Source organism: Streptomyces sp. NPDC096040 (genome assembly GCF_040303265.1).
GTDB lineage: Bacteria > Actinomycetota > Actinomycetes > Streptomycetales > Streptomycetaceae > Streptomyces.
In genome coordinates, this window is record NZ_JBEOTA010000031.1 from 1 (window position 1) to 25,109 (window position 25,109).

At 70.9% G+C, this 25,109-nt stretch carries 28 protein-coding genes; 10 read left to right on the top strand and 18 right to left on the bottom strand.

Annotation, left to right across the window (positions count from 1 at the left end; genetic code table 11):
• Positions 1-413: 413 nt before the first annotated feature.
• The 7 genes from ABTY98_RS33360 to ABTY98_RS33390 all read right to left on the bottom strand — a co-directional run bounded on the left by ABTY98_RS33360 (position 414) and on the right by ABTY98_RS33390 (position 5,630).
• The gene (locus ABTY98_RS33360) at positions 414-1,295 is read right to left on the bottom strand and encodes a metal ABC transporter permease (protein ID WP_352224811.1); all 882 of its coding nucleotides are present in this window, start codon (positions 1,293-1,295) and stop codon (positions 414-416) included.
• Positions 1,292-2,158, bottom strand: a complete 867-nt coding sequence (locus ABTY98_RS33365; protein WP_352224812.1) for a metal ABC transporter ATP-binding protein — start codon at positions 2,156-2,158, stop codon at positions 1,292-1,294. Before ABTY98_RS33365 ends, ABTY98_RS33360 begins: the two co-directional genes overlap by 4 nt.
• An 11-nt stretch (positions 2,159-2,169) precedes the next feature.
• Positions 2,170-3,105, bottom strand: coding sequence for a metal ABC transporter solute-binding protein, Zn/Mn family (locus ABTY98_RS33370; protein WP_352224813.1), 936 nt, complete (start codon positions 3,103-3,105; stop codon positions 2,170-2,172).
• 193 nt (positions 3,106-3,298) lie between these two features.
• Entirely contained in the window at positions 3,299-3,766 is a 468-nt protein-coding gene (locus ABTY98_RS33375) for a Fur family transcriptional regulator (RefSeq protein WP_352224814.1), read from the bottom strand.
• Between the two features lie 178 nt (positions 3,767-3,944).
• Positions 3,945-4,682, bottom strand: a complete 738-nt coding sequence (locus tag ABTY98_RS33380; RefSeq protein WP_352224815.1) for a DUF1684 domain-containing protein — start codon at positions 4,680-4,682, stop codon at positions 3,945-3,947.
• Positions 4,683-4,944: 262 nt separating this feature from the next.
• Positions 4,945-5,265, bottom strand: coding sequence for an ArsR/SmtB family transcription factor (locus ABTY98_RS33385; protein ID WP_352224816.1), 321 nt, complete (start codon positions 5,263-5,265; stop codon positions 4,945-4,947).
• A 62-nt stretch (positions 5,266-5,327) separates the two neighbouring features.
• Entirely contained in the window at positions 5,328-5,630 is a 303-nt protein-coding gene (locus ABTY98_RS33390; protein ID WP_352224817.1) for a hypothetical protein, read from the bottom strand.
• Between the two features lie 228 nt (positions 5,631-5,858).
• On the opposite strand from ABTY98_RS33390, the gene ABTY98_RS33395 reads away from it, so the two are divergent.
• The 4 genes from ABTY98_RS33395 (at position 5,859) to ABTY98_RS33410 (ending at position 10,760) form a co-directional block, all read left to right on the top strand.
• Positions 5,859-7,361 carry a Y4yA family PLP-dependent enzyme gene (locus ABTY98_RS33395; protein WP_352224818.1) on the top strand — a complete coding sequence of 501 codons (1,503 nt, stop codon included), beginning with the start codon at positions 5,859-5,861 and terminating at the stop codon, positions 7,359-7,361.
• A complete protein-coding gene (locus ABTY98_RS33400; protein WP_352224819.1) occupies positions 7,358-8,695 on the top strand; it encodes a pyridoxal-phosphate dependent enzyme in 1,338 nt (445 codons plus the stop codon). The genes ABTY98_RS33395 and ABTY98_RS33400 overlap by 4 nt, the downstream gene beginning before the upstream one ends.
• The gene (locus ABTY98_RS33405; protein ID WP_352224820.1) at positions 8,692-9,906 is read left to right on the top strand and encodes an aminotransferase class V-fold PLP-dependent enzyme; all 1,215 of its coding nucleotides are present in this window, start codon (positions 8,692-8,694) and stop codon (positions 9,904-9,906) included. The genes ABTY98_RS33400 and ABTY98_RS33405 overlap by 4 nt, the downstream gene beginning before the upstream one ends.
• 86 nt (positions 9,907-9,992) lie before the next feature.
• Positions 9,993-10,760: a class I SAM-dependent methyltransferase gene (locus ABTY98_RS33410; protein ID WP_352224821.1), complete on the top strand. Its 768-nt coding sequence runs from the start codon at positions 9,993-9,995 to the stop codon at positions 10,758-10,760.
• A 14-nt stretch (positions 10,761-10,774) separates the two neighbouring features.
• On the opposite strand, the gene ABTY98_RS33415 is transcribed toward ABTY98_RS33410, so the two are convergent.
• The 3 genes from ABTY98_RS33415 to rpmF all read right to left on the bottom strand — a co-directional run bounded on the left by ABTY98_RS33415 (position 10,775) and on the right by rpmF (position 12,797).
• Positions 10,775-11,335 (bottom strand): GNAT family N-acetyltransferase, encoded by a 561-nt coding sequence (locus ABTY98_RS33415; RefSeq protein ID WP_352224822.1) that lies wholly within the window; start codon positions 11,333-11,335, stop codon positions 10,775-10,777.
• Between the two features lie 100 nt (positions 11,336-11,435).
• Positions 11,436-12,620 carry a GTP-binding protein gene (locus tag ABTY98_RS33420; RefSeq protein ID WP_352224823.1) on the bottom strand — a complete coding sequence of 395 codons (1,185 nt, stop codon included), beginning with the start codon at positions 12,618-12,620 and terminating at the stop codon, positions 11,436-11,438.
• A gap of 6 nt (positions 12,621-12,626) precedes the next feature.
• Positions 12,627-12,797, bottom strand: coding sequence for a 50S ribosomal protein L32 (gene rpmF, locus ABTY98_RS33425; RefSeq protein ID WP_181658604.1), 171 nt, complete (start codon positions 12,795-12,797; stop codon positions 12,627-12,629).
• Positions 12,798-12,936: 139 nt separating this feature from the next.
• On the opposite strand from rpmF, the gene ABTY98_RS33430 reads away from it, so the two are divergent.
• The 4 genes from ABTY98_RS33430 to ABTY98_RS33445 are packed head-to-tail and all read left to right on the top strand — an operon-like array spanning position 12,937 to position 16,386.
• Complete coding sequence (locus tag ABTY98_RS33430; RefSeq protein ID WP_352224824.1) at positions 12,937-13,872, top strand: metal ABC transporter solute-binding protein, Zn/Mn family; 936 nt, start codon at positions 12,937-12,939, stop codon at positions 13,870-13,872.
• Positions 13,869-14,744 (top strand): metal ABC transporter ATP-binding protein, encoded by an 876-nt coding sequence (locus ABTY98_RS33435; RefSeq protein WP_352224825.1) that lies wholly within the window; start codon positions 13,869-13,871, stop codon positions 14,742-14,744. The genes ABTY98_RS33430 and ABTY98_RS33435 overlap by 4 nt, the downstream gene beginning before the upstream one ends.
• On the top strand, positions 14,741-15,562 hold the full coding sequence (locus tag ABTY98_RS33440) for a metal ABC transporter permease (protein ID WP_352224826.1): 822 nt from the start codon (positions 14,741-14,743) through the stop codon (positions 15,560-15,562). The genes ABTY98_RS33435 and ABTY98_RS33440 overlap by 4 nt, the downstream gene beginning before the upstream one ends.
• Positions 15,559-16,386 (top strand): metal ABC transporter permease, encoded by an 828-nt coding sequence (locus ABTY98_RS33445; protein WP_352224827.1) that lies wholly within the window; start codon positions 15,559-15,561, stop codon positions 16,384-16,386. The genes ABTY98_RS33440 and ABTY98_RS33445 overlap by 4 nt, the downstream gene beginning before the upstream one ends.
• Positions 16,387-16,637: 251 nt before the next feature.
• Here ABTY98_RS33445 and ABTY98_RS33450 read toward each other — a convergent pair whose 3' ends face one another.
• From ABTY98_RS33450 to ABTY98_RS33480, 7 genes are all read right to left on the bottom strand, one after another.
• Positions 16,638-17,024, bottom strand: coding sequence for an ArsR/SmtB family transcription factor (locus tag ABTY98_RS33450; RefSeq protein ID WP_502994419.1), 387 nt, complete (start codon positions 17,022-17,024; stop codon positions 16,638-16,640).
• The gene (locus tag ABTY98_RS33455) at positions 17,011-17,418 is read right to left on the bottom strand and encodes a (2Fe-2S) ferredoxin domain-containing protein (RefSeq protein WP_352224828.1); all 408 of its coding nucleotides are present in this window, start codon (positions 17,416-17,418) and stop codon (positions 17,011-17,013) included. Before ABTY98_RS33455 ends, ABTY98_RS33450 begins: the two co-directional genes overlap by 14 nt.
• Positions 17,415-18,443, bottom strand: a complete 1,029-nt coding sequence (locus tag ABTY98_RS33460) for a WD40 repeat domain-containing protein (protein WP_352224829.1) — start codon at positions 18,441-18,443, stop codon at positions 17,415-17,417. The genes ABTY98_RS33455 and ABTY98_RS33460 overlap by 4 nt, the downstream gene beginning before the upstream one ends.
• Positions 18,440-19,462, bottom strand: a complete 1,023-nt coding sequence (locus tag ABTY98_RS33465; RefSeq protein ID WP_352224830.1) for a CobW family GTP-binding protein — start codon at positions 19,460-19,462, stop codon at positions 18,440-18,442. The genes ABTY98_RS33460 and ABTY98_RS33465 overlap by 4 nt, the downstream gene beginning before the upstream one ends.
• A 9-nt stretch (positions 19,463-19,471) precedes the next feature.
• Complete coding sequence (locus ABTY98_RS33470) at positions 19,472-19,750, bottom strand: hypothetical protein (protein ID WP_352224831.1); 279 nt, start codon at positions 19,748-19,750, stop codon at positions 19,472-19,474.
• Complete coding sequence (locus ABTY98_RS33475; protein ID WP_352224832.1) at positions 19,699-20,160, bottom strand: Fur family transcriptional regulator; 462 nt, start codon at positions 20,158-20,160, stop codon at positions 19,699-19,701. Before ABTY98_RS33475 ends, ABTY98_RS33470 begins: the two co-directional genes overlap by 52 nt.
• Positions 20,161-20,310: 150 nt before the next feature.
• On the bottom strand, positions 20,311-20,703 hold the full coding sequence (locus ABTY98_RS33480; protein WP_352224833.1) for an ArsR/SmtB family transcription factor: 393 nt from the start codon (positions 20,701-20,703) through the stop codon (positions 20,311-20,313).
• Between the two features lie 153 nt (positions 20,704-20,856).
• Here ABTY98_RS33480 and ABTY98_RS33485 point away from each other — a divergent pair, with 153 nt between their 5' ends.
• Entirely contained in the window at positions 20,857-22,848 is a 1,992-nt protein-coding gene (locus tag ABTY98_RS33485) for a heavy metal translocating P-type ATPase (RefSeq protein ID WP_352224834.1), read from the top strand.
• Between the two features lie 144 nt (positions 22,849-22,992).
• Here the strand turns inward: ABTY98_RS33485 and ABTY98_RS33490 are convergent, their stop codons facing one another.
• Positions 22,993-23,901, bottom strand: coding sequence for a helix-turn-helix transcriptional regulator (locus ABTY98_RS33490; RefSeq protein WP_352224835.1), 909 nt, complete (start codon positions 23,899-23,901; stop codon positions 22,993-22,995).
• A gap of 218 nt (positions 23,902-24,119) precedes the next feature.
• On the opposite strand from ABTY98_RS33490, the gene ABTY98_RS33495 reads away from it, so the two are divergent.
• Entirely contained in the window at positions 24,120-25,097 is a 978-nt protein-coding gene (locus ABTY98_RS33495; RefSeq protein ID WP_352224836.1) for an aldo/keto reductase, read from the top strand.
• Positions 25,098-25,109 lie beyond the last annotated feature (12 nt).

Here is a 25,109-nt window from a genome sequence, read left to right on the forward strand (position 1 = left end):
TGCTTGGAGACCGGCGCGGCGGGTCCGTGGCTGTGGCTGTGCGAGTGACCGTGCCCGCCGCCTGCACCGGAGCCGCCCTGACCGGGTCCCTGAGCAGGCGGGTGCCCGTGGTCTACAGCCGAGGAGGAGGTACGGTCCGCGCCGTCATCGGGTCCGTAGCCGGGGTGAGGTGCGGACGGGGGAGGTTCCCCGTACGCGTAGTCGTGGCCGTATTCGCTCGCCCGATCACCCGTGGTTCGGGGCCGGTCGTCGGCCCCGAACCAGTCACCGGCACTCTGCCGGTCAGCGGTTCCCATGCCGTCTCCCTCGTGGTTGTCCTTCCCCCTCCGAAGCCGGGCCTTCGCGACGGCTCTGAGGAAGAGTACGGGAGCGGCTGTGTGGTGGTCTCAGTTAGACCACCGCGAGACCGTGGTTCACGCAGGTTGCGGGGCTGACCTCCTGGCTCCCCACCGTCGGGTGCGGTAGCCGCCCGCCAGTCGGCAGGCGACGTAGATGGTGAACGAGATGGTGGTGACGTAGGGGCTGATGGGAATGCTGCTGCCCAGGGCGAGCAGGATCCCGCCCTCGATCGAGACCACGGCGAAGGCCACGCTGAGCAGGGGGAGCAGGATCGGCGACGCGGTGACGCGGGCCGCGGCGGCTGCCGGCGTGACGACGAGGGTGAGGACCAGCAGAGCGCCGACGACCTGTACCGACAGGGCGACCGTCAGGCCGAGCACGACCATGAAGGCGAAGGACAGTCCCCGCACCGGCACCCCGCGGGCCTCGGCGACGTCCGGGTCGGCGCTGGCGAAGGCCAGGGGGCGCCAGATGACCGCGAGGACGACGAGGACCAGGGCGGAGGTGCCGAGCAGCCAGTTCATCTGTGGGGTGTCCACGGCGACGATCTGTCCGGTGAGCAGGCCGAACTTGTTGGCCGCACGGCCCTTGTAGAGAGCGAGGAAGAGCACGCCGAGGCCGAGACCGAAGGGCATGAGGATGCCGATGGCCGAATTGCGGTCCCGGGCGCGCGCTCCGAGGACGCCGATCGCGCCTGCCGCCACCAGGGAGCCGACGATCGAACCCGCCACGATGTTGACTTCCAGCAGCAGCGCCGCGGACGCGCCCGCGAAGGACAGCTCGCTGATGCCGTGTACCGCGAAGGGCAGGTCGCGCATGATGACGAAGACCCCGGCCAGGCCGCCGACCAGGCCGAGCGCGGCGCCGACGATGAGGGAGTTGCGGACCAGCGTCAGCAGTTCGCCGTAGTTGTCGAAGGCGAAGATCTGCTGCCAGATCCCGTCGGCGAGCGTCATGAGCGGACTCCGTCGGTCTCGTGGGTTTCCTGGGCGGAGTGGTGAGGAGGTGCGGCGACCTCGTCGGGTGCTCCTACGACCACGACCCGGCCGTGCACGCGGACGACGTCCACCTGGGTGCCGTACAGCTGGGACAGCGATGCGGAGGTCAGGACCTCCTCCGGTGTCCCGATCCGGAAGCCGCCGCGCGCCAGGTACAGCACCCGGTCCACCAGCCCGAGGATCGGGTTGATCTCGTGGGTGACGAAGACCACCGCCGTGCCGTGGGAACGGCGTCGGGCGTCCACCAGTTCGGTGACCGCCCGCTGGTGGTTCAGGTCGAGGGAGAGCAGCGGCTCGTCGCACAGCAGGATCCGCGGGTCGGTCGCCAGGGCCTGCCCGATGCGCACGCGCTGGCGCTCGCCGCCGGACAGCAGCCCGAGCGGGACATCGGCGTACGCCGAGGCCCCGACCGCCTCCAGGATCTCGTCCACCCGACGGCGGGCGGCACCCGTGCGCAGCCTCGGCCCGAAACGGTGCCCGTCGATCCCGAACCGCACGAGGTCGCGGGCGCGCAGCATCGCGTACGCGGACAGGGCCGCCTGCTGTGGGACGTACCCGATGTGCCGGCCGCCCTTGGACGCGGGCCGGCCGAGGACCGTCAGCGTTCCGGCGGACAGTGGCTGCCGGCCCAGCAGGGCCCGGACGAGGCTGGTCTTGCCCGACCCGTTCGGGCCGAGCACGGCCAGGAACTCCCCGGGCCGTACGTCGAGATCGAGGCCCTGCCACACCACACGCTCGCCGTAGGACACGGCGGCCGAGCGCAGGCTGAGCACCGGCGCGGTACCGCTGTCGCCCTGCCGGGACTGCGGGACGGGGGCCACGGCCGCCCGCCTCACTTGGCCAGCGCGCTCGCGAGCGCGTCGACGTTCGACGTCATCCAGCCGAGGTAGTCCTTGCCCTTGGGCAGGGTCTCGGTCACGGGCACGGTGGGAACACCGGCCGCCTTGGCCGCGTTCTCGACCTTCACCGTCTGCGGGCCGGAGGTCTGCGCGTTGTAGACCAGCGCCTTGACCTGCTTGCCGCTGTACAGGGCCAGGGTCTCCTGCAGCACCTTCGGGGAGACGTCGCTGCCTTCCTCGATGGCCTTGCTGAACTCCTCGGGTGTCTTGTTGACCAGACCGCTCGCCTCGGTCATGTACAGCGGTACCGGCTCGGTGATGCCGATGCCCGCACCGCTGTGCTCCTTCTTGATCTGCGCTTCCTTCGACTCCAGCGGAGTGAGCTTCGACTTGAAGGTCTCGGCGTTCTTGGTGAAGACGGCGGCGTCGTTGGGATCGGCCTTGCCCAGAGCGGTGGAGATGCTGTCGGCGATCTTGGCGACGGTGGGGAAGTCGTACCAGACGTGCTCGTTGAGGTCGCCGCCCTTGGGAGCGGTCTTGCCGGAGACCTTGACGGCGTTGATCACTTCGGCGGAGGAGTTGCTGCTCTTCAGCATGCGGTCGATGAAGTCGTCGTAGCCGCCGCCGTTCTCGATGACGACCTTCGCCTTGGACAGGGTCAACTGGTTCTGGGTGTCGGCCTCGTAGGAGTGCGGGTCCTGGTCGGGGTCGCTGATGATCGAGGTGACGTCGACATGGTCGCCGCCTATCTGCTCGGCGATGTCGCCGTAGACGTTCGTCGAGGCGACCACCGCGACCTTGGACGACGAGGCCGAGTCCGACGCGGAACTCCCGTCGCTTTTGGTGTCCGACGAGCTGCCGCAGCCTGCCAGCAGGGCCAGGGAGGCGCCGGCTATCAGCGCCAGGCTGCGGGACGGGGACGAGGGCATGGGTCCTCCACGACGGGTTGGAGCGGGAGTCTTCGCAAGGGTGGGAACGGCCGGTCGAAGCCGGTCACCTACCACGCTAGGTGGAAATGAATGTCAGGACCATGGCCGATTGCGGTCAATATGAAAATCGTTGCCAAGGCTTGACATGACGGCTACGCGTGCGATGCGTTCCGCTACCGACCGCCATCGCCGGCTAGTGGATCGGTGCCTCCCGCTCCCAGACGGGCGGCCCTGGGTCCGGCTCCACCGGCCGGCAGTGATCGCAGATCCCCGTGAGCTCCACGGTGTGTTCGACCTCGGCGAATCCCGTGGCCGCCGCCACGCCGTCCGCCCATCGCTCGACGGCGTCGGCGTCCACGGGGTGACTGACGCCGCACAGCCGGCAGACGAGGTAGTGCCGGTGCCCGTCGGTGGGGCGCGGGCGGTACAGCCGCTCGCCGGTCTTTTCCCGTACGACGTCGACGTGCCCGGTTCGCTCCAGCGTCCGCAGGGTCCGGTACACCGTGGTCAGTCCGACCGTGGCGCCGCCGGCTTCGAGCGCCGCATGCAGTTCCCTCGCGGACGTGAAGCCGGGGCAGTCGTGCAACGCGCCCATGACCGCGAGCCGTTGCCGGGTCGTGCGCCAGGCCGGGGACGACTGCCCGACCGACGAGTCCTGCATGGGGCGGACCTCCCGAGACGCTTGGGCTGATTCCCCTCCACCGTAATTGAACACGATTCCCATAAGCGAGTGTTGTTTTCGCCCAGGGGCTTTCACGGACCGGGGCCCGAACCTCGGCATGCCGTTCCTCGGCAGAGACCGGAGGTGTGCGCCGTGACCAGCCAGATGGCTACGGCGGTCAGCCGGTCTTCTCGCGTGGTGTCCGCTCGCCCGCCTCGACGGCGAAGGGCAGTCGGTTGCCCGGCGGAGGGACGGGGCAGATGGGGAAGTTGTCGCTGAACGCGCACGGCAGGTTCACCGCCCGATTGAAGTCCAGGAGCACCCTTCCGTCCTCGCCCACGTCGGAGATCACCAGCGAGCGGCCCGCGCTGTAGGTGGTGACGCCACTGGTGCCGTCGGCGAACACCGTGTGCAGCGTGCCGCCGGAGCGCAGCACCCGCAGGGTGCAGGTGTGATGGGCGTGCTGGAAGTGGACAAGCCCGGGGGAGTCGTATGTGTGCTCACTCAACTCCGGGTCGACGGAGCCGAGTTTGATCGGGCTGGACGACTCGTACGGTTCGTAGCGTCCGGTGAGCACCCAGTCGGGGTTCGGCTCGAAGACGGGGACCCCACTGAGGTTCCGTCGCGTCGGTGCGTCCGGGTCGTAGACCACGATCATGTAGGAATCACGGTAGGTGATGCCGACCTCCAGCTCGCCTGCCGTCACCCGCTGGTCGTCGGGGGCGTCGGCCTGCGCGAGCCGCCTCACGGTGTCGAAACTCTCGCCCCCGAACGACGTCGTCGCCTCTTCCGGGTCGATGACGACCTCGCCTTGCTCCTGGGACCACAGGCCCGGCAGCCCCGGGTAGCGCCGGGGGGTGGCATCCAGCCAGTACAGCGATCGCGCCGACAGCCAGCCAGGGGTGCGAGGAGCCACTGCTCCCATCCCGCCCGCCACGCCTTCCAGTCCAGTGTGAATCGTCCACCCGTGATGTCCCGGCCGTATGCCATCGTGCGGCACCCGCTTCCTCGTTGGTCCGGTTCCGAGGGGCCCACCGTGCTCGAAGCCGTGCAACATTGGCAACGTAACTTGCGGGAAGCGCAAAAGTGCGAGTGTCGGTGGCCTCGGGGAAGCCCATCCGCGTGGCCGGTTTCCATATGGTCTCGGCCCGGCGCCACCGGATCGCGGCGATGCCGGGCTACTCCTGGGCGTGCCGGATCGCGTCCAGCACGATGTGGGCGACGTGGTCGTCGGTGAGGCCGTACCGGATCTCCCGGGCCTGCCGGTGTGCGGTCACGATGCGGGAGGCGCGCAGGATCCGGAGGTGCTGGGAGACCAGCGGCTGACTCACGCCGAGGGCCGCGACCAGTTCATGGACGTACTTCTCGCCCTCGGACAGTTCGCGCACGATGCCGAGACGCACCGGGGAGGCCAGTGCCTTGAGGAGGTCACTGGCCGCCTGGAGGGCGCGTATCGGCTCGTCCGCAGGGGTCGCCGGGGAAGGGGGAACGGTTGTCACATGCAGATATTAGCATGTGGCAATGATTTTCGGTTCCTCCGCGTCCTGGGTGCGGGACCGGCTCAGTGGTCGTCCCAGTGCCCCTCGTGCGCAGCGTGACGGTGGCCGTCGTGCACGTAGTCGACGTGGTCCTCGTGCGGCACGGCCACGTGCCCGCAGCCTTCGCCGTGCTGGTGGTCGTGGCCCTGGTGGGTCGCATGGTCGGCGCTGGCGCACTCGTCGACATGGCCCTCGTGGGTCCGGTGGAGGTGCCCGTCGTGCGCGAAGTCGGTGTGGTCGCCGTGCGGGATGGCGACGTGCCCGCAGCCCTCGCCGTGGGTGTGCGTGTGATCGTCGTGCGTGCGGTGCTCGGTGGCGCTGGTCATCTCGTGCTCCTGACGTGCTCTTGGGGTCGCTTGAGGGAGGGGTGCCTGCAGCGCATGGCGACATCAATATATAGCAATGCCCGCATGTGTTGGTGGAGCGAGTCGCGGCCGCCTGTCTTGATGTGTCCGTTCGTGAGCGCTTAATGACGGTTGTACGAGGAAATGATTACGCCCGAACCGTCGTCGGAGCCGCTCGGCCGATGCAGGCCGAAAGGGAAGGTGCCTGTCGTGGGAGTGCCCCTGTATCTGCGACCACGACTTGAACCGCCGCTCAGCTCGCTGCTGGACGCCGGATCACTACTGCACTCGCTCGTCGACGCACTCGGCTCTCCGCTCAACGTGCTGCTCCCGGAGCGGATCGCCGAGAACGCCGATCGGTTCCAGGCCGTCTACCGCGCGCACCACCTCGCCGGGCGGGTGTACTTCGCGCACAAGGCGAACCGGTCCAGCGCGCTGGTGCGGCGGCTGGCGGCGGCTCATCCGGCCGGGGTCGGCATCGACGTCGCCTCGCTGGGGGAGTTGCAACACGCCCTGGGGTGCGGCTTCACCCCGGACCGGATCATGGCCACCGGCCCCAAGGACCCGGAGTTCCTGTGGCTGGCCGCCCGCGCCGGGGTGACGGTGAACGCCGACTCGCGCGGCGAACTCGACCAACTGGCCGAACTGGTAAGGAAGTACGGCCTGCCACGCGTCGATGTACTGCTGCGGCTCTCCGAGTTCGAGTCGGAGCGCGACCTCCAGGGCGTGCGCGTGCTCTCGCGGCGCAGTCGCTTCGGCTCTCCGGCCCGGGACGTCGGTGAGCTGCTCTCCGCAGTCGAACGGCACGGTGACGCCGTCGAGTTGACGGGCATCGCCTACCACCTGGACACCACCGCCCAGGCGGAGAAGGCCCGTGCCCTGGAGCGCTGTGTGAGGGTCATGGACGAGTGCCGGGCCCGGGGCCTGGCGCCGCGCGTCCTCGACATCGGCGGCGGCTTCGGGGCCGGTTACGTCGCCGACGCCGACGAGTGGGAGCGCTACACCACCGCGCTGACCGAGGCGGTGCTCGGCACCCGCCCGCCGCTGACCTGGCGCGGCCACGGCTACGGGCTGCGCAACGAGGGAGGCACGGTACGCGGGAACGCCGCCCTCTATCCGGCGCACCGCCCCACCGCAGGCCCCGGCTACCTCGACGAGCTCCTCTCCCTGCCCGCCCCCTCCCTGGGCCGCTCGTCGGCCACCCTGCTCCTGGAGCACCTGTACGACCTGTACACCGAACCCGGCCGGGCCCTGGTCGACCAGTGCGGGCTCTCCCTGGCACGCGTCCTGGACGTGCGGCGTACAGAAGGGACTTCCGGCTCGGCTTCCGGCTCGGGCGAGTATCTGGTGCGCCTCGGCATGAACGCCGGGGACGTCAGCCTGGAGGAGCACGGTGTGCTCGTCGACCCCGTACTGCTGCCCCGCACCGCGACGCAGGGGGAAGGCCCGGTGGGCGTCCACCTCGTCGGCAATCTCTGCCTGGAGGCCGATCTGATCACGCGCCGCACGGTCTTCCTGCCCCGGCTGCCGCACGCCGGGGACCTGCTCGCCTTCGCCAACACCGCGGGGTACGCGATGGACTTCCACGCCCATCACGCCCAGCGGCAGCCGGTCGCCCGCACGGTGGCCGTGGTGCGAGAGGGAGGTTCCTGGCGCTGGTGCCTGGACGAGGAGTACTGGCCGATCACACATCCCGGGGGAGACTGGTCATGAGATACGACAGCATCACGGAGGCCATCGGCAACACGCCGTTGGTACGCATCGACCCGACGGTGCACGGCCTTCACCACATAGACCTGTACGCGAAACTGGAGATGCTCAACCCCTTCGGCTCGGTCAAGGACCGGCCCGCCTGGAACATGGCCCGCCCGCTGCTCGAAGCCGCCGCCGAGAACGGCGAGACGGTCGTGGAACTCTCCAGCGGCAACACCGCCAAGGCCCTCGCCCTCCTCGCCGGGATGCACGGCCTGCGCTTCAAGAGCGTCACCAACCGGATGCGGGTACCGGAGATCAAGGAACTGCTCCTGCTGCTGGGCGCCGAGATCGAGGAACTGCCCGGACAGAGCGAGTGCCTCGACCCGACCGACACCGACGATCCGCTGACCCGCTTCCACCAGGCGCTCTCCGAGCAGGGAAGCATGTATCTGCACACCGACCAGTACTTCAACCCGCGCAACACCGAGGCGCACGCGGCCGGCACCGGCCCGGAGATCATCAAGGACCTGGACGGACGCGCGCCCGACTGGTTCATCGCCTGCGTCGGTACGGCCGGTTCGTCGACCGGCGTGGCCAGGGTGCTGCGCGAGCACGACCCGGACGTACGCGTCCTCGGCCTGGTCGCCGACAAGTCGGACTTCATCCCCGGTATCCGCACCATCGACGAGGTCCACCAGGTCGGCCTCTTCGACCCGGCGACGTACGACACGATCGAGTCGGTCAGCTCCGACGAGGCCATCGACGGCATGCTCACCCTCATCCGCCGCTGCGGACTGCTGACCGGGCCGACCGGTGGCGCCGCCTACCTGGGCGCGGTACGCCATCTACGGTCCGTGGACGAGGAGTTGACGGATTCCGAACCGCGCCGCACGGCGGTCTTCATCGTCTGCGACCGGGCCGAGAGCTATCTGAGCTACGTACGGCAGCGCCGTCCCGAACTGCTGGGCAGCCCGCGCCGGGGTCACTCCGCGGCAGCCCTCACCGAGGCCGAGGTCCGGGCCGGGGCGCGAGTCGTCGACACCGAGGGCGCCCGGCGTTGGATCGCCGGAGGCGACCCGCGCCCGCTCGTCGTCGACCTGCGTGGCCCGCACGCCTACGCCGCGCTGCACATCGAGGGGTCCGTCAACATCGTCGACGAGCTCTTCGACGAACTGGTCCGCGCCGGGCTGCCCTTCAGCAAGGCGCAGCCGGTGCTGCTGGCCTGCCCGGTGGGCGAGAAGTCCGCGCGGTATGCGGCGCTGCTGACCAGAATGGGGCATCCGGACGTCCGTAGCCTGGCCGGCGGGATCGTCGCGTGGCGGGACGCGGGTGCGCCGCTGGTGCGGGAATGAGCGTCGAGTCGACCAGCCGGGCCGAACCGGCACTGTGGCAGCGGGAGTTGCGGGAGCAGTTTCCCATCATCACCGCCCACCCCGAACTGACCTATCTCGACAGCGCGGCCACCTCGCAGAAGCCCCGGGCCGTGCTGGACGCCGTACAGGCCTACCTCACGACGGCCAACGCCAACGCGGGGCGGGGCACCTACCCATGGGCCAACCGGACCACGGAGCTGGTGGAGCGGACCCGACAGCGGGTGAAGGAGTTCCTCGCCGACCCCGAACCACAGCGCTCCGCCGTCCACTTCACCGGCGGGACCACCGAGGGGCTGCGCACCATCGCCCGCGACTGGCTCACCGGGTATCTCACCGACGGCGACGAGATACTCGTCCCCTTCGCGGACCACCGGGCGAACCTCGACCCCTGGCTGGAGGCCCAACGGCTGCTGGCGGAGCGGGGGATCGGCGTGCGGGTACGAGCACTGCCGTACCAGCCGCAGTCGGGCGACTACGACCACCGGGCCCTGGACCAGGTCGTCGGCCCACGCACCCGGTTCGTCGCCGCCACGCACATCCACCATGTCTACGGCGGTGACATGAACGTGCACCGCCTCCGCGCGGCCGTCGGCCCGGACGTGCCGATCTGCCTGGACGCGGCCCAAAGCGTCGGCCATCTCCCGGTGTCCGTGGCCGAGTCCGCGCTCGACGTCGACTTCGTCGTCTTCTCCGGGCACAAGGCGCTGGCCCTGCCCGGGACCGGGGCGGTGTGGGCGAGGAACGCGCGCGGCCCGGTGTTCGAGCCCGGCGGCTGGCGCGGCACCCCCAACACCGTGGGTATCGCTTCCCTGGAGGCCGCGCTCGACTGGCTGGACGCGGCGGGCACGGCACGGATCGCCCGCTGGACCGGCGCCCTCACGGGCCGGCTGACCGAGGGACTGCGGCACCTCGCCTCGTACGAGACCCTGGGCTGCCAGTCCAGCCTCGGCGCCGACTCCGCCCTCCCGGCAGCGCAAAGGCGCCACGGCATCGTCACCTTCCGGCATCACGGCATCCCCTCCGACGACCTCGGCTTCATCCTGTTCAGCCACGGCTTCATGGTGCGGGCCGACAGCCTGTGCCAGGCCGGGGCGACCGAGAAGGACGGTTCGGTGCGGGTCAGCCTGCATGTGTACAACACGGAGGAGGAAATCGACCGTCTGCTGAGCGTTCTCGCATCGCTTGACTGACACCGCGTCCAACACGCCAATGAAAACCGTTTCCGCCTGTAGATTCGGCTGCGACAGGTGAACGACGGAAGAGGTGGCGCGGCCAGATGGGCGTGAGCATGGCGACGGCCAAACACTGGGTGGAACGCTGGGAGCGGCAGCAACAGCGTTACGCCGTGGACCGCGAGGAGCGGTTCACCGTGATCGCCGATGTCGTCGAGCACATCTCGGCCGACCGGGCCAGGCCGCTGCTGCTGGACCTGGGCTGTGGGCCGGGCTCGTTGGCCGCCCGGCTCGCCGAGCGGCTGCCGGACGCCGAGATCGTCGCCGTCGACATGGACCCGCTGCTGCTGGAACTCGCCCGCACCCACCGCGCGGGCACCGCCCGCTACGTCGACACCGTGATCGGCGACGACGGCTGGACCGACGCCCTCGACCTGGACCGCCCGCTCGACGCGGCCGTGTCGACCACAGCCCTGCACTACCTCCCCGAGCCGACCCTGCTGCGCACCTACCGCCGTCTCGCGGCACTCCTGCGCCCCGGTGGCGCCCTCGTCAACGGGGACCACTTCCCGGCGGCCGGCCGGTCCTGCGCCGAACTCACGGCGCATGTGGGCCGCTGCCGGGCGGAGCGCTCGCACTCCCACGCGCACGAGGACTGGCGGTCCTGGTGGAGCGCGGTGGCCGAGGATCCCGAACTGGCCGATCTGTTCACCGAGCGCGAGCGGCGCCTGGCCGTACACGCCGCGAGCAGTGGCGACTACGACCTGACAGCGGCACGCCACATGGAACTGCTACGGCAGGCGGGCTTTGCCCAGGTCGCCCCCGTCTGGCAGTTCGGTGACAGCCATGTCCTCGTCGCCGTCAAGGACTGACCCCCTCCGAGGGATCAGAGGCTGAGGCTCATCAGGATCTCGTCGCGGTCGTCGCCGGGGGCCACCCGCAGTGCCCCCGGCCAGCGGCCGACCTCCGTCCAGCCCAGCTTCCGGTAGAACACCTCGAGCCCCGTCCCGCCTCGCGCGGTGAGTCCCAGCCGTTCCAGGCCCATCTCGTCGCGGGCGATGCCGGGGACGCGGCGCATCAGTGCCGCGCCGATGCCCAGGCCTCGGAACCGGGGGTGGGTCTGGACGTGGTTGACCACCCCGCAGTGCGCGACGAGCGGATGCTGATCGCGGCGCAGCAGCAGCCAGCCCGCGAGCATGCCCTCGACGGTGGCCACGAGCAGCCTGCCGCGGTGCGGATCGAGTTCGCGGACGAGCCGGTCGACCTCGGGCTCGACGACCCGCGTGCACACCGGTGGCAGCGGAAAACTGGCGGCGATGACCGCCCCGCCCGCGTTGGTCACCGTCGTCCAGCAGTCGATCAGCTGCCGTCTGAGGTCGGCGGTGGCGTCCTGGGGCCGGGTGAGCTGTGCGAACTCGGCTGTCGTCCCTGTCACGTGCGCCTTCATGGCGATCACCCTGCCAGACGTGCCGCCGCGGGGCGGTCCGGTCGATGTCCTTACCGGGCCGGGCGATGCCGTGGCTGCGTCCATCGCCCGGCCCGGGGTCTCAGGTGCCCGCCAGGAGCGCGGGCTGCTCGTGATCGCAGGTGTCGTCGATGCCGTAGGTCTCCCAGGCGGGGAACGGGTCGACGGGCGGCAGGCTCTCGCCGTCCGCCATGAGGCAGTCGGTGAGGGCCGCCGTCAGTGCGTCCGCGTGCAGGTCCGTGCCGATGAAGACCAGTTCCTGACGGTCGGCGCTCTCCTCGTCGTCGCGGGCCGTGGAGGGCTCGAAGCGTGCCACGGAGCCCGCCTGCGACCACAGACCGGTCACGTGCGGGCGGCTGGCCAGGGTGAAGAAGCCCTTGGACCGCAGGACCCGCCCGTAGGCCCCGCTGTCGAGCTCCTCGGTCACGAACGTCCACAACCGGGCCGGGTGGAAGGGCACTTCGGAGCGGAACACGGTGGACGAGATGCCGTACTCCTCCGTCTCGGGTACATGGTCGCCGTTGAGTTCCCTGACCCAGCCGGGCGCCTGCTGGGCGCGCTCCAGGTCGAACAGGCGGGTACCGAGTACGTCACCGATCTGCACGCGGCCCCGGACGGCCGGGACGATGCGGGCGGCCGGGTTGAGGCGGGCGAGGGTCGCCCGGAGCCGGTCGGCGGTCTGCGTGTCGATGAGGTCGAGCTTGTTGAGCACGATCACGTCGGCGAACTCGATCTGGTCCATCAGCAGGTCGCTGACGGTGCGTTCGTCGTCCTCGTACTGGTCAAGGCCGCGCTCGACCAGCTCGTCCCCGCTCGCCAGTTCGGCGAGGAAGTTCGCCGCGTCGACGACGGTGACCATGGTGTCCAGCCGGGCGAGGTCGTCGAGCGTCGCCCCGTCGTCGCGGGCGAAGGCGAAGGTGGCGGCCACCGGCATGGGTTCGGAGATGCCCGACGACTCGATCAGCAGGTAGTCGAAGCGGCCCTCGCGGGCCAGCCGGTCGACCTCCACCAGCAGATCGTCACGCAGGGTGCAGCAGATGCACCCGTTGGTCATCTCGACCAGCCGCTCCTCGGTGCGCGACAGTGCGGCCTCGCCACCGCGCACCAGGGCGGCGTCGATGTTGACCTCGCTCATGTCGTTGACGATGACGGCGACGCGCAGGCCCTCGCGGTTACCGAGAACGTGGTTGAGGAGGGTGGTCTTGCCGGCGCCGAGGAAGCCGGACAGGACGGTGACGGGCAGTCGCCCGGAGGAGTCGTACGACATCGATGGTCAGCCTTCGGGGCGCAGCAGCCCGCGCTCGTACGCCTTGGCCAGCCGCTGCGGCACCAGGTAGGGGACGCCGTCGACGGTGACCGGTACGAGCTGCGGGGTGGTGGCCTTCCACTGCGCGCGGCGGTGGCGGGTGTTGCTGCGGGACATCTTCCGCTTGGGCACGGCCATGTTGTCCTCCTCCTGGTGAGCTGATGGCGGACCGAACGCTACATGAAAATGGATCCCATTACTAATGACGGCGAGGAGGCCTCTGGAGTATGGTCATGAAAATCATTTTCATTGATGCTTCCCGAAGGAGACCCCCGTCATGCGCCCCGCCCCGTCCCGCCGTTCCGCCGCCGTCCTCGCGGCCCTCCTGCTCAGTGCCGGGGCGAGTGCCTGCTCCACAGCGGCCTCCTCGGACACCGCCACATCGTCCGACGGCCCGATCCAGGTGGTGGCCGCGGAGAACTTCTGGGGCTCCATCGCCCAGCAACTCGGCGGCAGCCACGTCAAGGTCACCAGCGTCATCAGCAACCCGAACGCCGACCCGCACGACTACGAGCCCACAGCCGCCGACGGCCGCAAGGTCGCCACCGCCCGCTACGCCATCGTCAACGGCATCGGTTACGACGCCTGGGCCGACAAGCTGCTCGCCGCCAACCCGGACTCGGGCCGCACCGAGCTGAAGGTCGGCGACCTGGTCGGCCTCAAGCCCGGCGACAACCCGCACCGCTGGTTCTCCCCGGACGACGTCCACCAGGTCATCGAGAAGATCACCGCCGACTACAAGAAGATCGACCCGGACCACTCCGCGTACTTCGACGGCCGCGCGAAGACCTTCGAGAACACCACCCTCGCGCCCTACAACCAGCTCATATCGAGCATCAGGAAGACCTACGCCGACACCCCGATCGGAGCCTCGGAGTCCATCGTCACTCCGCTCGCCGACGGCCTCGGCCTGAAGATGCTGACGCCGGAGAGCTTCCTCGACGCGATCAGCGAGGGCACCGACCCGACGGCCAAGGACAAGTCCACGATCGACGGCCAGATCGCGGGCAAGAAGATCAAGGTCTACGTCTACAACAGCCAGAACTCCACCCCGGACGTCCAGGCCCAGGTCAAGGCGGCCAAGGCGGCGGGCATTCCGGTGGTCACCGTCACCGAGACGCCCACCCCGGCCACCGCGTCCTTCCAGGACTGGCAGGTACGGCAGTTGCGCGCGCTGAAGGCGGCGCTGGCCGAGGCGGCGGGGAGGCGATGAGTTCCGAGGCCGTACGGGCACTCGTGCCGACGCAGCGGTCGGGTGCGGACGCGCCGGTTGTCTCCCTGCGGGGCGCGGCGGCGCGGGTGGGCGGGCGAACCCTGTGGTCGGACGTGGATCTCACGGTCGGCGCAGGGGAGTTCGTGGCGGTGCTCGGCCCGAACGGCGCCGGCAAGTCGACCCTGGTGAAGATGCTGCTGGGGATGGTGCCGCCCGCCGGGGGCGACGTGCGGGTGCTGGGCGGGGTGCCCGGCCGGACCGGGGACCGTGTGGGCTACCTGCCCCAACGCCGCAACTTCGACGTGTCGCTCAGGATCCGGGGCGTCGACATCGTCCGGCTCGGTCTGGACGGCGACCGTTGGGGCGTCCCGCTGCCCGTTCCCGCCCGCTTCAGCGCGCGCCGGCGTGAGCAGGACGAACGGGTCGCGGAGGCCATCGAGTTGGCAGGCGCAACCTCGTACGCGCACCGGCCGATCGGCGCCTGCTCGGGCGGCGAGCAACAACGGCTGCTGATCGCCCAGGCCCTCGTACGTAGGCCGGAGTTGCTGCTGCTGGACGAGCCGCTGGACAGTCTCGACCTCTCGCACCAGGGTGCCGTCGCCGCGCTGGTCGGGCGGATCTGCCGGGAGCGGGCGACGAGCGTGGTCATGGTCGCCCACGATGTGAACCCGATCCTGCCGTGGCTCGACCGCGTCGTGTACATCGCCGGGGGCGGGGTGGCCGCGGGGCGGCCCGAGGACGTCGTCACGACACAGACGCTGACCCGGCTGTACGGAGCGCCCGTGGAGGTCCTGCGCGCGACGGACGGGCGGCTGGTCGTGGTCGGCGCCCCCGAGCCGCCGGCCGTGCACAGCGATCGGCACGCCTCATGAGCGTCATCCGCGAGCTGTGGGCCTATCCGTTCATGGTCAACGCCTTCCGCGCCGGCACGATCGTGGCCGTACTGGCCGCCGTCATGGGCTGGTTCATGGTCCTGCGGCGGCAGAGCTTCGCCGGCCACACCCTCGCGATGGTGAGCTTCCCCGGCGCCGCGTTCGCGACACTGCTCGGGATCAGCGCGGTCTTCGGCTACTTCGCGTTCTGTGTGGGCGCGGCCCTGGTCCTGGCAGCCGTGTCCCGGCGCGAGGCCGGACAGGACGCCGCGCTGACCGGGACCGTGCAGGCGTTCCTGCTGGCCTGCGGGTATCTCTTCGTCGCCCTGTACAAGGGTTTCCTCGGAGGGGTCAACTCCCTGCTGTTCGGCAGCTTCCTGGGTATCACCGACGCGCAGGTGCTGACCCTGGCCGTGATCGCGGCCGTAGCGCTGGGCGTGCTGGCGGTGATCGGGCGGCCGTTGCTGTTCGCCTCGCTCGACGCGGCGGTCGCCGCGGCAGGGCGCGTTCCGGTACGGGCCCTGTCGGCGGCGTTCCTGGTCCTGCTGGGCCTGGCCACGGCCGGCGCCAGCCAGATCACCGGCAGCCTGCTCGTCTTCGCGCTGCTCGTGATGCCGGCGGCCACGGCACAACAGCTCACCGCACGACCGGTGGTGAGCCTCGCGCTGTCCGTGCTGATCGCGGTCGCGGCGGTGTGGGCCGCACTGGTGGCCGCGTACTACTCGCCGTATCCGATCGGGTTCTATGTGACGACGTTCGCCTTCGCCGCGTACGTGCTGACCCGCTTCGGAAGGCTCGTGGAAGGCAAGCTCGCATGAGCGCCTTCGCGCATCCCTTCTTCGTCCATGCCCTGCTCGCCGGCACCGGTATCGCGGCGGCCGCCGGGCTGGTCGGCTACTTCCTGGTGCTGCGCGCCCAGGTCTTCACCGGCGACGCGCTCGGCCATGTCGCGTTCACGGGCGCCCTGGGTGCCCTCGCGGTAGGGGTGGACCCGCGGCTGGGCCTGTTCGCCGGCACCATCGCCGTGGCCGTCCTGCTCGGGGCCGTCGGACGCCGGGGACGCGCCGACGACGTGGCCATCGGCAGTGTCTTCTCCTGGCTGCTGGGCCTGGGGGCCTTCTTCCTCACGCTGTACACGACCTCGCGGGGCGCCACGCACGGCACGGCGGGGGTGAGCGTCCTGTTCGGCTCGGTCTTCGGGCTGTCGGGAAGCCAGGCGTGGACCGCCGCCGCGACGGGCGCCGGGATCTGCGGGGCCGTCGTACTGCTGGCCCGCCCGTTGCTGTTCGCCTCGGTCGACGAGGCGGTGGCGGCGGCGCGCGGAGTACCCGTACGGGCCGTCGGTACCGCCTTCCTCGTCCTGGTCGGGGCCTGCACAGCGCAGGCCACCCAGGCGGTCGGCTCACTGCTGCTGCTCGGCCTGCTCGCCGCACCCGCGGGAGCGGCACACCGGCTGACCCAACGCCCCTACCACGCCCTGCTGTTGTCGGCCGGGCTCGCGGTCGCCGAGATGTGGACGGGGCTGGCCCTCAGCTACGCCGCGCCGGTGCTGCCGCCGAGCTTCGCCATCCTGGCGACGGCGACGGCCGTGTACGCGACGACGGTGATCGCCGTGCGGCCTCGACGGGGTGTGGCGGCCTGACGTCGGCTCGGCGCGGGACGTGCATGCCGATGTGGTCAGGGTGTGCGGCGGGTGGAGTCGGTGGGGGACGGCGGATTGCTCCATGGCGGCGGCGATGACGTCGGGAACGGCGGCGGTGACGTCGGGAAGGCGGCGGCGTCGCCCGCACCCCTTGCGTGCCGGCGTGGTGAGGGTATGTGGGGGGTGGATCTGGTGGGGGACGGCGGATCGCTCTGCCGTTGCCGAGGGCGTGTGGGTGGTCTGGCCTCGGTTCAGCGGGGGTCGCGCATGCCGATCCGTAGGTGTTCGATGTGGTGGACGGCCTGGTCGAGGAGTTGGGCGACGTGGTCGTCGTAGAGGCGGTAGACGACGCGTCGGCCGTCGCGTCGGCCGGTGACCAGGCCCAACGCGCGCAGCAGGCGCAGTTGGTGGGAGACGGCGGACTGCTCCATGCCGACGGCGGCGGCGAGTTCGGTGACGGAGACGCCCGACGTGTCCGCCTGCCGCAGGGCTGTGAGGATCAGCAGCCGGGAGGGGGTGGCCAGGGCCTGGAGCGTGGCCGCCACGGATGCCGCCGTGGCCTCGTCGAGGCGGGCGGCCGCGATGACGTCGCGGCCGCCGACGGCCTCGTCGGCCCGTACCGGGTCACCGGCGTGCACGGAGCCGGGCCTCACGCGGCGGGCGGACGAACTGCAGCTCCAGCGCCACCGGAGGCGCCGCGATCCCGGGCCCGCCCTCGGCCGCCCAGCGCAGCAGCTCCTCCGTGCAGTCGTCGTCCATGGCGAAGCCGATCCAGGTGGCCCTGCCCCCGGCCCGCCGACCGGCCGCGGAGGGCTGGACGACGATGACGTTGGCCTGGTCGCAGGGGCCGAGGCAGTCCGTCGTACGGACGTGAAAGCCGTGCTCGGCGGCACCGGCGCGCAGCCGCTCCAACTGCCAGGTGTGGTCGGTGCCGGGGTGCTTGCGCGCATTGCCGCAGCAGCAGCCCCGGCAGACGACGAGTGTGCAGGGCCTGTCCCGGGCCGCGCCGATCGTCACGGTACGGGGACTCACAGGGCAGTCCTGGACGGTACGGCGTGCGCCCGGACGCGGCCGTCCCGGTGGGCGCTCACCAGCAGATGGGGACCGGCCCAGGCGAGCGCCGCGACCGCCGCGCCGTCGCCTTCGACCGTCCGCGCCGGTCGCAGCCGCGCCTCGGGCCGACCGGCGGTCGCGTGCCACAGCGCTACCGTGCCGTCGTCACCCCCGCTGGCGAGGTGACCGGCGGCCCCCGGCCGCCACGCGAGCGCGGTGACCGTCTCGTGGCAACGCAGGGAGCGTGGCGCGGTGCCCTCCGGGCCCTTGCCGGCGAAGTCCCACACCGTCACGTCCGGCGCGCCGTCGGCGGCCAGCCAGAACCCGGTCTCGTCGAACGCGAGCCGTGAGACCTTCTCCGGGTAACCGGACATGGTCAGTTCACTGCCGTCGCGGGTGCGCCAGATGTGGATCGACGCGTCCTGGTTGCCGCTGCAGATCCACTTCCCGGTCGGTGCGACGGCGAGCGCCAGATGCGAGCCGACGTACGGATACGTGACCACCGGCTGCTCGGTGTGCCGTTCATGGCCGCGTACCGCGCCGTAAGCGGCCACGGCCAGCCGCCGTCCCTGCCGCAGCCACGCGAGGTCGGTGACCGTGGACGCGGCAGGCTCCGTACGCCACAACTGGCCCCCGTCCGCGTCGAGGACGAGAGCGCGCCGGCCGGAGGCGACCGCGAGCCGTTCCTGGTCCGCCCAGGCGGCGGCCGCCGACCAGGCACCGGATTCTCTGACCGTCGTACGGCCGTCCACGCGCCGCCACAGGGCGTACCCCATGGGCCCGGTGACCGCCAAGTGCTGCGCGTCCGGGGAGAGTGCGACGCGCAGTGCCCCGCCGGGCAGGTCCAGTGCCCCGATCTCGGCGCCGAACGCGGCATCGAGGACCCGTACCGTGCCCTCGGCCCCCGCGACCGCCACCAGATCCCCCCGCGCGCTCAGCGCGACCGGGGCGTCGTCGACGGAGACCTCCCAGGCGAGCGCGGCCTCCACACTGCTGACGCTCACGCGACCGCTCCCGCCGTGGCCAGGCAGGCGGCGAAGCCGCGCTCCAGGCCGTCCCGGTCGAGGTTGCGGCCGATGAAGACGAGCTTGTTGCGCCGCTCCTCACCGTCCCGCCAGTCCCGGCCGAACTCGCCGTCCAACAGCATGTGCACGCCCTGGAAGACGTACTGCTTCGGAGCGCCCGCGATGGCGAGAATGCCCTTGGAGCGGAAGATGTCGACGCCCTTGGTGCGCAGCAGGTTGCCCAGCCAGGCGTTGAGTCGGTCCTCGTCGAGCTCGCCGGGCAGGTCGATACCGACCGAGGTGACGGTCAGGTCGTGCTGGTGCTCGGTCTCGGTGAGGAAGGACGGGTCATCGGCAAGGACCCGCTCCAGGTCGAACGCGCCGACGTCCAGAACCTGCTGGAGGTCGACCTCGGCGTGCCGGGCCGGGATGACCCGTACGCCGTTGTTGATGCCACGGATCCGGCGGACGACCTCCACGATCGTCTCGTCGTCGGCCAGGTCGGTCTTGTTGAGCACCACCCGGTCGGCGAAGGCGATCTGCTCGACGGCCTCGTTCTCCACGCCCTCGGGCTTGACCTCGTCCAGGTGCTGGAGCACATGGACGGCGTCGACGAGGGTGACGATGGCGTCCAGGCGCAGCTGGGCGGCGATCTCGTCGTCCATGAAGAAGGTCTGCGCGACGGGCGCCGGGTCGGCGAGGCCGGTGGTCTCGATGAGGATGTGGTCGAACTTCTCGCGGCGGCGCATCAGGGCGCCCAGGATGCGGATGAGATCTCCTCGTACGGTGCAGCAGATGCAACCGTTGTTCATCTCGAAGATCTCTTCCTCGGCGTCGAGGACGAGGGCGTCGTCGATGCCGACCTCGCCGAACTCGTTCTCGATGACGGCGATCCGCATCCCGTGGTGCTCGGTGAGGATGCGGTTGAGCAGGGTCGTCTTGCCCGAGCCGAGGAAGCCGGTCAGCACGGTGACGGGGACACGCTCGTCGCGCGGTTCCCGCGGGTCCGGGGTGGTCAAGTCGGCCTCCTAGTGGTCCTGGTGGTGGTGTTCGTCGGTGAGCAGGGCGCGCCGGAGGTCGTCCTCGGTGATCTCGTCGGCGGCCTGGTGCAGGGTCCAGCGGCGGGCGGCGCCGTCCATGGGGAGCACGGCGACGACCGTCTCCAGCGGTGGGCAGCCGGGTTCGGTGCAGGCGAGCCGGCGGACCATGACGGCGGTGTCGTCGTCGAGACCGAGCAGGCCGCGTACGGTCTCCTTCAGCGCGCGTAGCTGCTGCGGCGGTCCCGGCTGTCGGGCTCCAAGCGGCATGGTGGCTCTCCTTGTTCGTCCCCGGTGAGGTGGCAGTCGGTGCAGAGGCCGGTGAGCTCGACGGTGTGCTCCACCGCGGCGAACCCGGTGTCGGTGGCGATCCGCGCGGCCCAGTCCTCGACGACCTCGGAGTCCACCGGGCGGCTGCGCCCGCAGCAGCGGCAGATCAGGTAGTGGCGGTGCCCGTCGGCCGGGCGCAGCCGGTAGAGCCGTCCGCCGTCGTCTTCGCGTATGACGTCGACGCCGCCCTCGGCCTCCAGTTCACGCAGCGCCCGATAGACGGTGGTGAGGCCGATCGAGTGAGCATCGGCGACCAGCCGGGCGTACAGGTCCTGTGCGGCCACGAAGTCCGTACAGGTCGCGAGCGCACGCAGCACCGCCCTCCGTTGCCGGGTCGTCCGGCTGCCCACGGCAGATCACCCCCAGAGGCACTCGCCGGATCGGTACCCCCTCAACGTAGATGGAAATGAAATCCATGTCCACATGAATGATGAGTCATGTGTTGAGGTGTTCCGGTCCCTGGAGGGGCGTGGGGGTGCGCGGGCCTGGTGTGCGGCTGGTCAGCCCAGGACCGCCGCGGCGTCGGCGTCGGTGGCCGCCGGGGTGTCGCGCAGGCCGAGGCGCAGGTGCTCGACGTGGTACAGGGCCTGCTCCAGAAGCTCGGCGACGTGGTTGTCGTAGAGCGCGTAGATGACCGAGCGGCCCCGGCGCTCGCCGGTGACCAGGCCCAGGTTCCGCAGCAGGCGCAGTTGGTGGGAGCAGGCGGACTGCTCCATGCCGACGGCGTCGGCGAGTTCGGTCGCCGCGCAGGGACCCTCCTGGAGGCGGGCCAGGATCCGTAGGCGGGAGGGCGTTGCCAGGGCCTGGAGCGTGGCGGCCACGTCGGCGGCACCCACCGTTTCGAGGCGTTCGCGCGCGGTCGCGTCGGTCCTGACGTCAGCTCCGTGGCCCATGCCCTCATCCTACTGACATGAAGGAATGAATGGCTCTTCATGTATTCCTGTATGATGGAGGGGCGGCCGCGGGGCGTCGATGTGTCCGCTATGCCCTTGTGCGTTCCCTGTTGCATGACCTCATGGCGTCCCCTGTGAAGGACCACCTCGCCGATGACCTCCACACTTCCCCCTCTGTCCGCCGACCGGGGCACACTCCCGCGTGAGGCCGGCTCGCCCTGGCGGCGTACCCGCGTGTTCGCGCTGCCCGAGGCGCGCTGGGCCGCCGCGGCCACGGTCCTCTTCCTGCTCGCGTTGCCCCTGCAGCTGTCCGGTGCCCCCACCTGGACATGGGGTCCGCTGTACGCGCTGTCGTACGTCACCGGCGGCTGGGAACCGGGCTGGGCGGGGCTGCGGGCACTCAAGGACAAGACCCTCGACGTCGACCTGCTGATGATCGTGGCCGCGCTCGGTGCGGCCGCGATCGGCCAGGTGATGGACGGCGCCCTGCTGATCGTCATCTTCGCCACGTCCGGCGCGCTGGAGGCACTCGCCACGGCCCGCACCGCCGACTCCGTCCGCGGGCTGCTCGACCTCGCCCCCGCCACGGCCACCCGGCTCACCCCTGGCGGTGGCGAACAGCCGGTGCAGGCCGGGGAGCTGGTGGTGGGTGACATCATCCTGGTACGGCCCGGAGAGCGCGTGGGAGCCGACGGCCGGGTGCTGGACGGGGCCGGCGAGGTCGACCAGGCGACCATCACCGGCGAACCGCTCCCCGTGCCGAAGGAAATCGGAGACGAGGTCTTCGCGGGCACCGTCAACGGCACCGGCGCCCTGCGCGTCCGCGTCGAACGCGACGCCTCCGACTCGGTGATCGCCCGGATCGTCCGCATGGTCGAGGAGGCGTCCGAGACCAAGGCACCCACCCAGCTGTTCATCGAGAAGGTCGAACAGTGCTACTCACTGGGCATGGTGGCCGCGACCGTGGCCGTCTTCCTGGTGCCGCTGGCGTTGGGCGAGGAGCTGACCGGGGCGCTGCTACGGGCCATGACCTTCATGATCGTGGCATCGCCGTGCGCGGTGGTGCTGGCGACCATGCCGCCCCTGCTGTCCGCGATCGCCAACGCCGGACGGCACGGTGTGCTGGTCAAGTCGGCCGTGGTGATGGAGCGGCTGGGCCAGGTCGACGCCGTCGCGCTGGACAAGACCGGCACGCTGACCGAGGGCACACCCAAGGTCACCGACCTACGGCCGCTGGCCGGATCCGGGCTGCGATCCGGACTGCGGGAGAGCGAGTTGCTCAGGCTGGCGGCCGGGGCCGAGCACCCGAGCGAGCATCCGCTGGCGCGTGCCGTCGTGGACGCGGCTCGCGAACGCGGTCTCGTGCTGCCCGCGGCGGCGGACTTCGAGTCCTCGCCCGGGGTCGGGGTGACCGCCGGAGTCGACGGACGCGTGGTCGCGGTCGGAGCGCCGGCCCGGTTGCTCGACGGGGCCTCGGACCCGTCCGCAGCACACGCGGCCGTGCTCGTGGCCGAGTTGGAGGACGACGGACGGACCGCCGTGCTCGTCACCGTGGACGGGGTTCCCGTGGGCGTCATCGGCATCGCCGACCGGCTGCGCCCGGACGCGGCCGGCACCGTGACGGCCCTGACCACGCTGACCGGGACGAAGCCGCTGCTGCTGACCGGCGACAACCCGCGCGCCGCCGCCCGTCTCGCCGACGAGGTCGGCATCGACGACGTGCGGGCCGGCCTGCTGCCGCAGCACAAGGTGAGCGCGGTCAGGGAACTGGGGGCAGCGGGTCGCAGGGTCCTGGTCCTGGGAGACGGTGTCAACGACGCCCCCGCCCTTGCCGCGGCCCACACCGGCGTCGCGATGGGCCGCGCGGGCTCCGACCTCGCCCTGGAGACCGCGGACGCGGTGATCGTCCGCGACGAACTCGCCACCGTCCCCACGGTGATCGCCCTTTCGAGGCGGGCGCGTCAGCTCGTCGTGCAGAACCTCGTGATCGCCGGGGCGTTCATCGCCGGCCTGGTCGTCTGGGACCTGGCCGGCACCCTGCCCCTGCCCCTGGGCGTCGCCGGCCACGAGGGGTCCACTGTCATCGTCGGCCTCAACGGCCTGCGGCTGCTGCGCGACGCCGCCTGGGGGCGGGCAGCCGAGTGAGCTGCCGTAAGGCTCGTGCACCGGCCGCACCGCGGCCGGCCACAGCACGCATCCGCCGACCGTGCCGGGCCCGCAGGCCGAACAGCTCACTCACGCCCCGATGATCGCCGCGGCCGACGCCCTCGCACACCGCCTCGAGTCGGCTCACGGCTGCCGGCCGGTGGCGTTGGGGGAGGGCGACGGACGGTGCGCGTCTCGCGGTGCGGTCATGTCGAGCAGGAGCAGGGCATCGTGGTCGGCGCTGCCGGGTTCGGCGGTGTAGACACCGATGCGTTGGCCGGGGGTGCCTTCCACGTGCAGTGACTGCGAGGTGAGGGTGACCGGGCCGACCTGCGGGTGCTGGAAGGTCTTCTGTGCGGGCTTGCGTCCGGTTGCTTCGTAGCGCTCCCACAGCCCGGCGAAGTCGGGGCTCTTGACGAGGAGTTCGCCGACGAGGTGGGTGAGGTCGGGGGCGTCGGGAGCGGTTCCGGCGGTGGCGCGCAGGCGGGCGACGCAGGCGGTGACCCGTCGGTCCCAGTCGGTGAACAGATCCCGGGCTGCGGAGTGCAGGAAGAGGTAGCGGGCGAGGTTGCGGTGCTTGGCGGACCAGTCGTCAAGGCCGGCGTAGAGGGCGAGGCCGCCGGGGTTCCAGGCCAGCACGTCCATGCTGCGGCTGATGACGTAGGCCGGGTTCGGGCGCAGTGACTCCAGCAGCAGCCTCAGGTGGGGGCGCACGGTGCGGCTGGGCGCGGGCGGGGGTTCGGAAACGTAGCGGGCGGCGCGGGCGGCGAGCTCGCGCAGGTGCTGGTGTTCTTGGTCGTCCATGCGCAGGGCGCGGGCGAGTGAGTCCAGGACGGCGGGGCTGGGCCGGGTCTCCTTGCCGCGTTCCAGGCGTACGTAGTAGTCGATGCTGATGCCGGCGAGGGTGGCCAGTTCCTCGCGGCGCAGGCCGGGGGTGCGGCGGATGCCGGCGCCGACGGTGAGGCCGGCGTGTTCGGGGCTGGTCTGGGTGCGGCGGGCGCGCAGGTAGCGGCCCAGCTCGGCGCCCTCGCTGTGCGCGCTCTCGGATGCCATGCCTCAAGTCTCACCCGCTGATCCCCCCACATGCGGGCGAGAGGGGGGCCCTGCCATTACCCCCGAAGAGCCCGCCCTGCCACAGGGGCACCATCCGGGTGAAGGTGTGAAGGAGCAAGACGCCGGTACCCCGACCGGCCAGAGCCGCCGCAGGCACGGTCTGGAGGGTCGGGCGAGAGTGAGAGTGCCGGGCGACGCCACGAGACGGAGAGGGCGACATGCGCTACATCAAGCTGCGTGACCTGGAGGTTTCCCGGATCGGCCTGGGTGCCATGGGAATGTCCCACGGCTACACCGGTTCCGGCACCGACGATGCGGAGTCGATCAGGACCGTGCACCGGGCCCTGGAGCTGGGTGTCACGCTCATCGACACCGCCGAGATCTACGGCCCTTACATCAACGAGGAGCTGCTCGGACGGGCGCTGAAGGGACGCCGGGACAAGGTGGTGCTGGCCACCAAGTTCGGTCTGGTCTCGCACGGCGGCGACGGTCCGTGGAACCTGGACTCCAGTCCGGCCAACATACGCACCGCCGTCGAGGGCTCCCTCAAGCGGCTGGGCACCGACCACATCGACCTGTACTACCAGCACCGCGTCGACCCGAATACGCCGATCGAGGAGACCGCAGGCGCCGTGGGCGAGCTGATCGCCGAGGGCAAGGTGCGTGCCTTCGGGCTGTCCGAAGCCGGCCCGGACACGATCCGCCGCGCCCACGCCGTGCAGCCCGTCACCGCGGTGCAGTCCGAGTACTCGCTGTTCACGCGCGGGATCGAGGAGCGCGTGCTGCCCGTTCTGCGGGAGCTGCACATCGGCCTCGTGCCGTTCTCCCCGCTGGGCCGCGGTTTCCTGACCGGCGCCGTGCGCTCCACCGACCAGTTCGACGAGAACGACTTCCGGCGCGACAACCCCCGCTTCACCGGCGAGAACTTCCAGCACAACCTGGCGCTGGCCGACGAGGTCAAGAACCTGGCCGATGAGGCCGGTGCCACGCCCGGTCAGGTGGCGCTGGCCTGGCTGCTCGCCCAGGGCGACGACATCGCCCCGATCCCCGGCACCAAGCGCGTGGCCCGCGTCGAGGAGAACACTGCCGCCGACGCCGTCACGCTGACCGCCGAGCAGCTCGACCGGCTCGCCAGCCTGCCGCCCGCCGCCGGCGCCACCCACACCGAGACCCAGGCCCGCATGCTCGAACGCTGACACCCGTCGTCC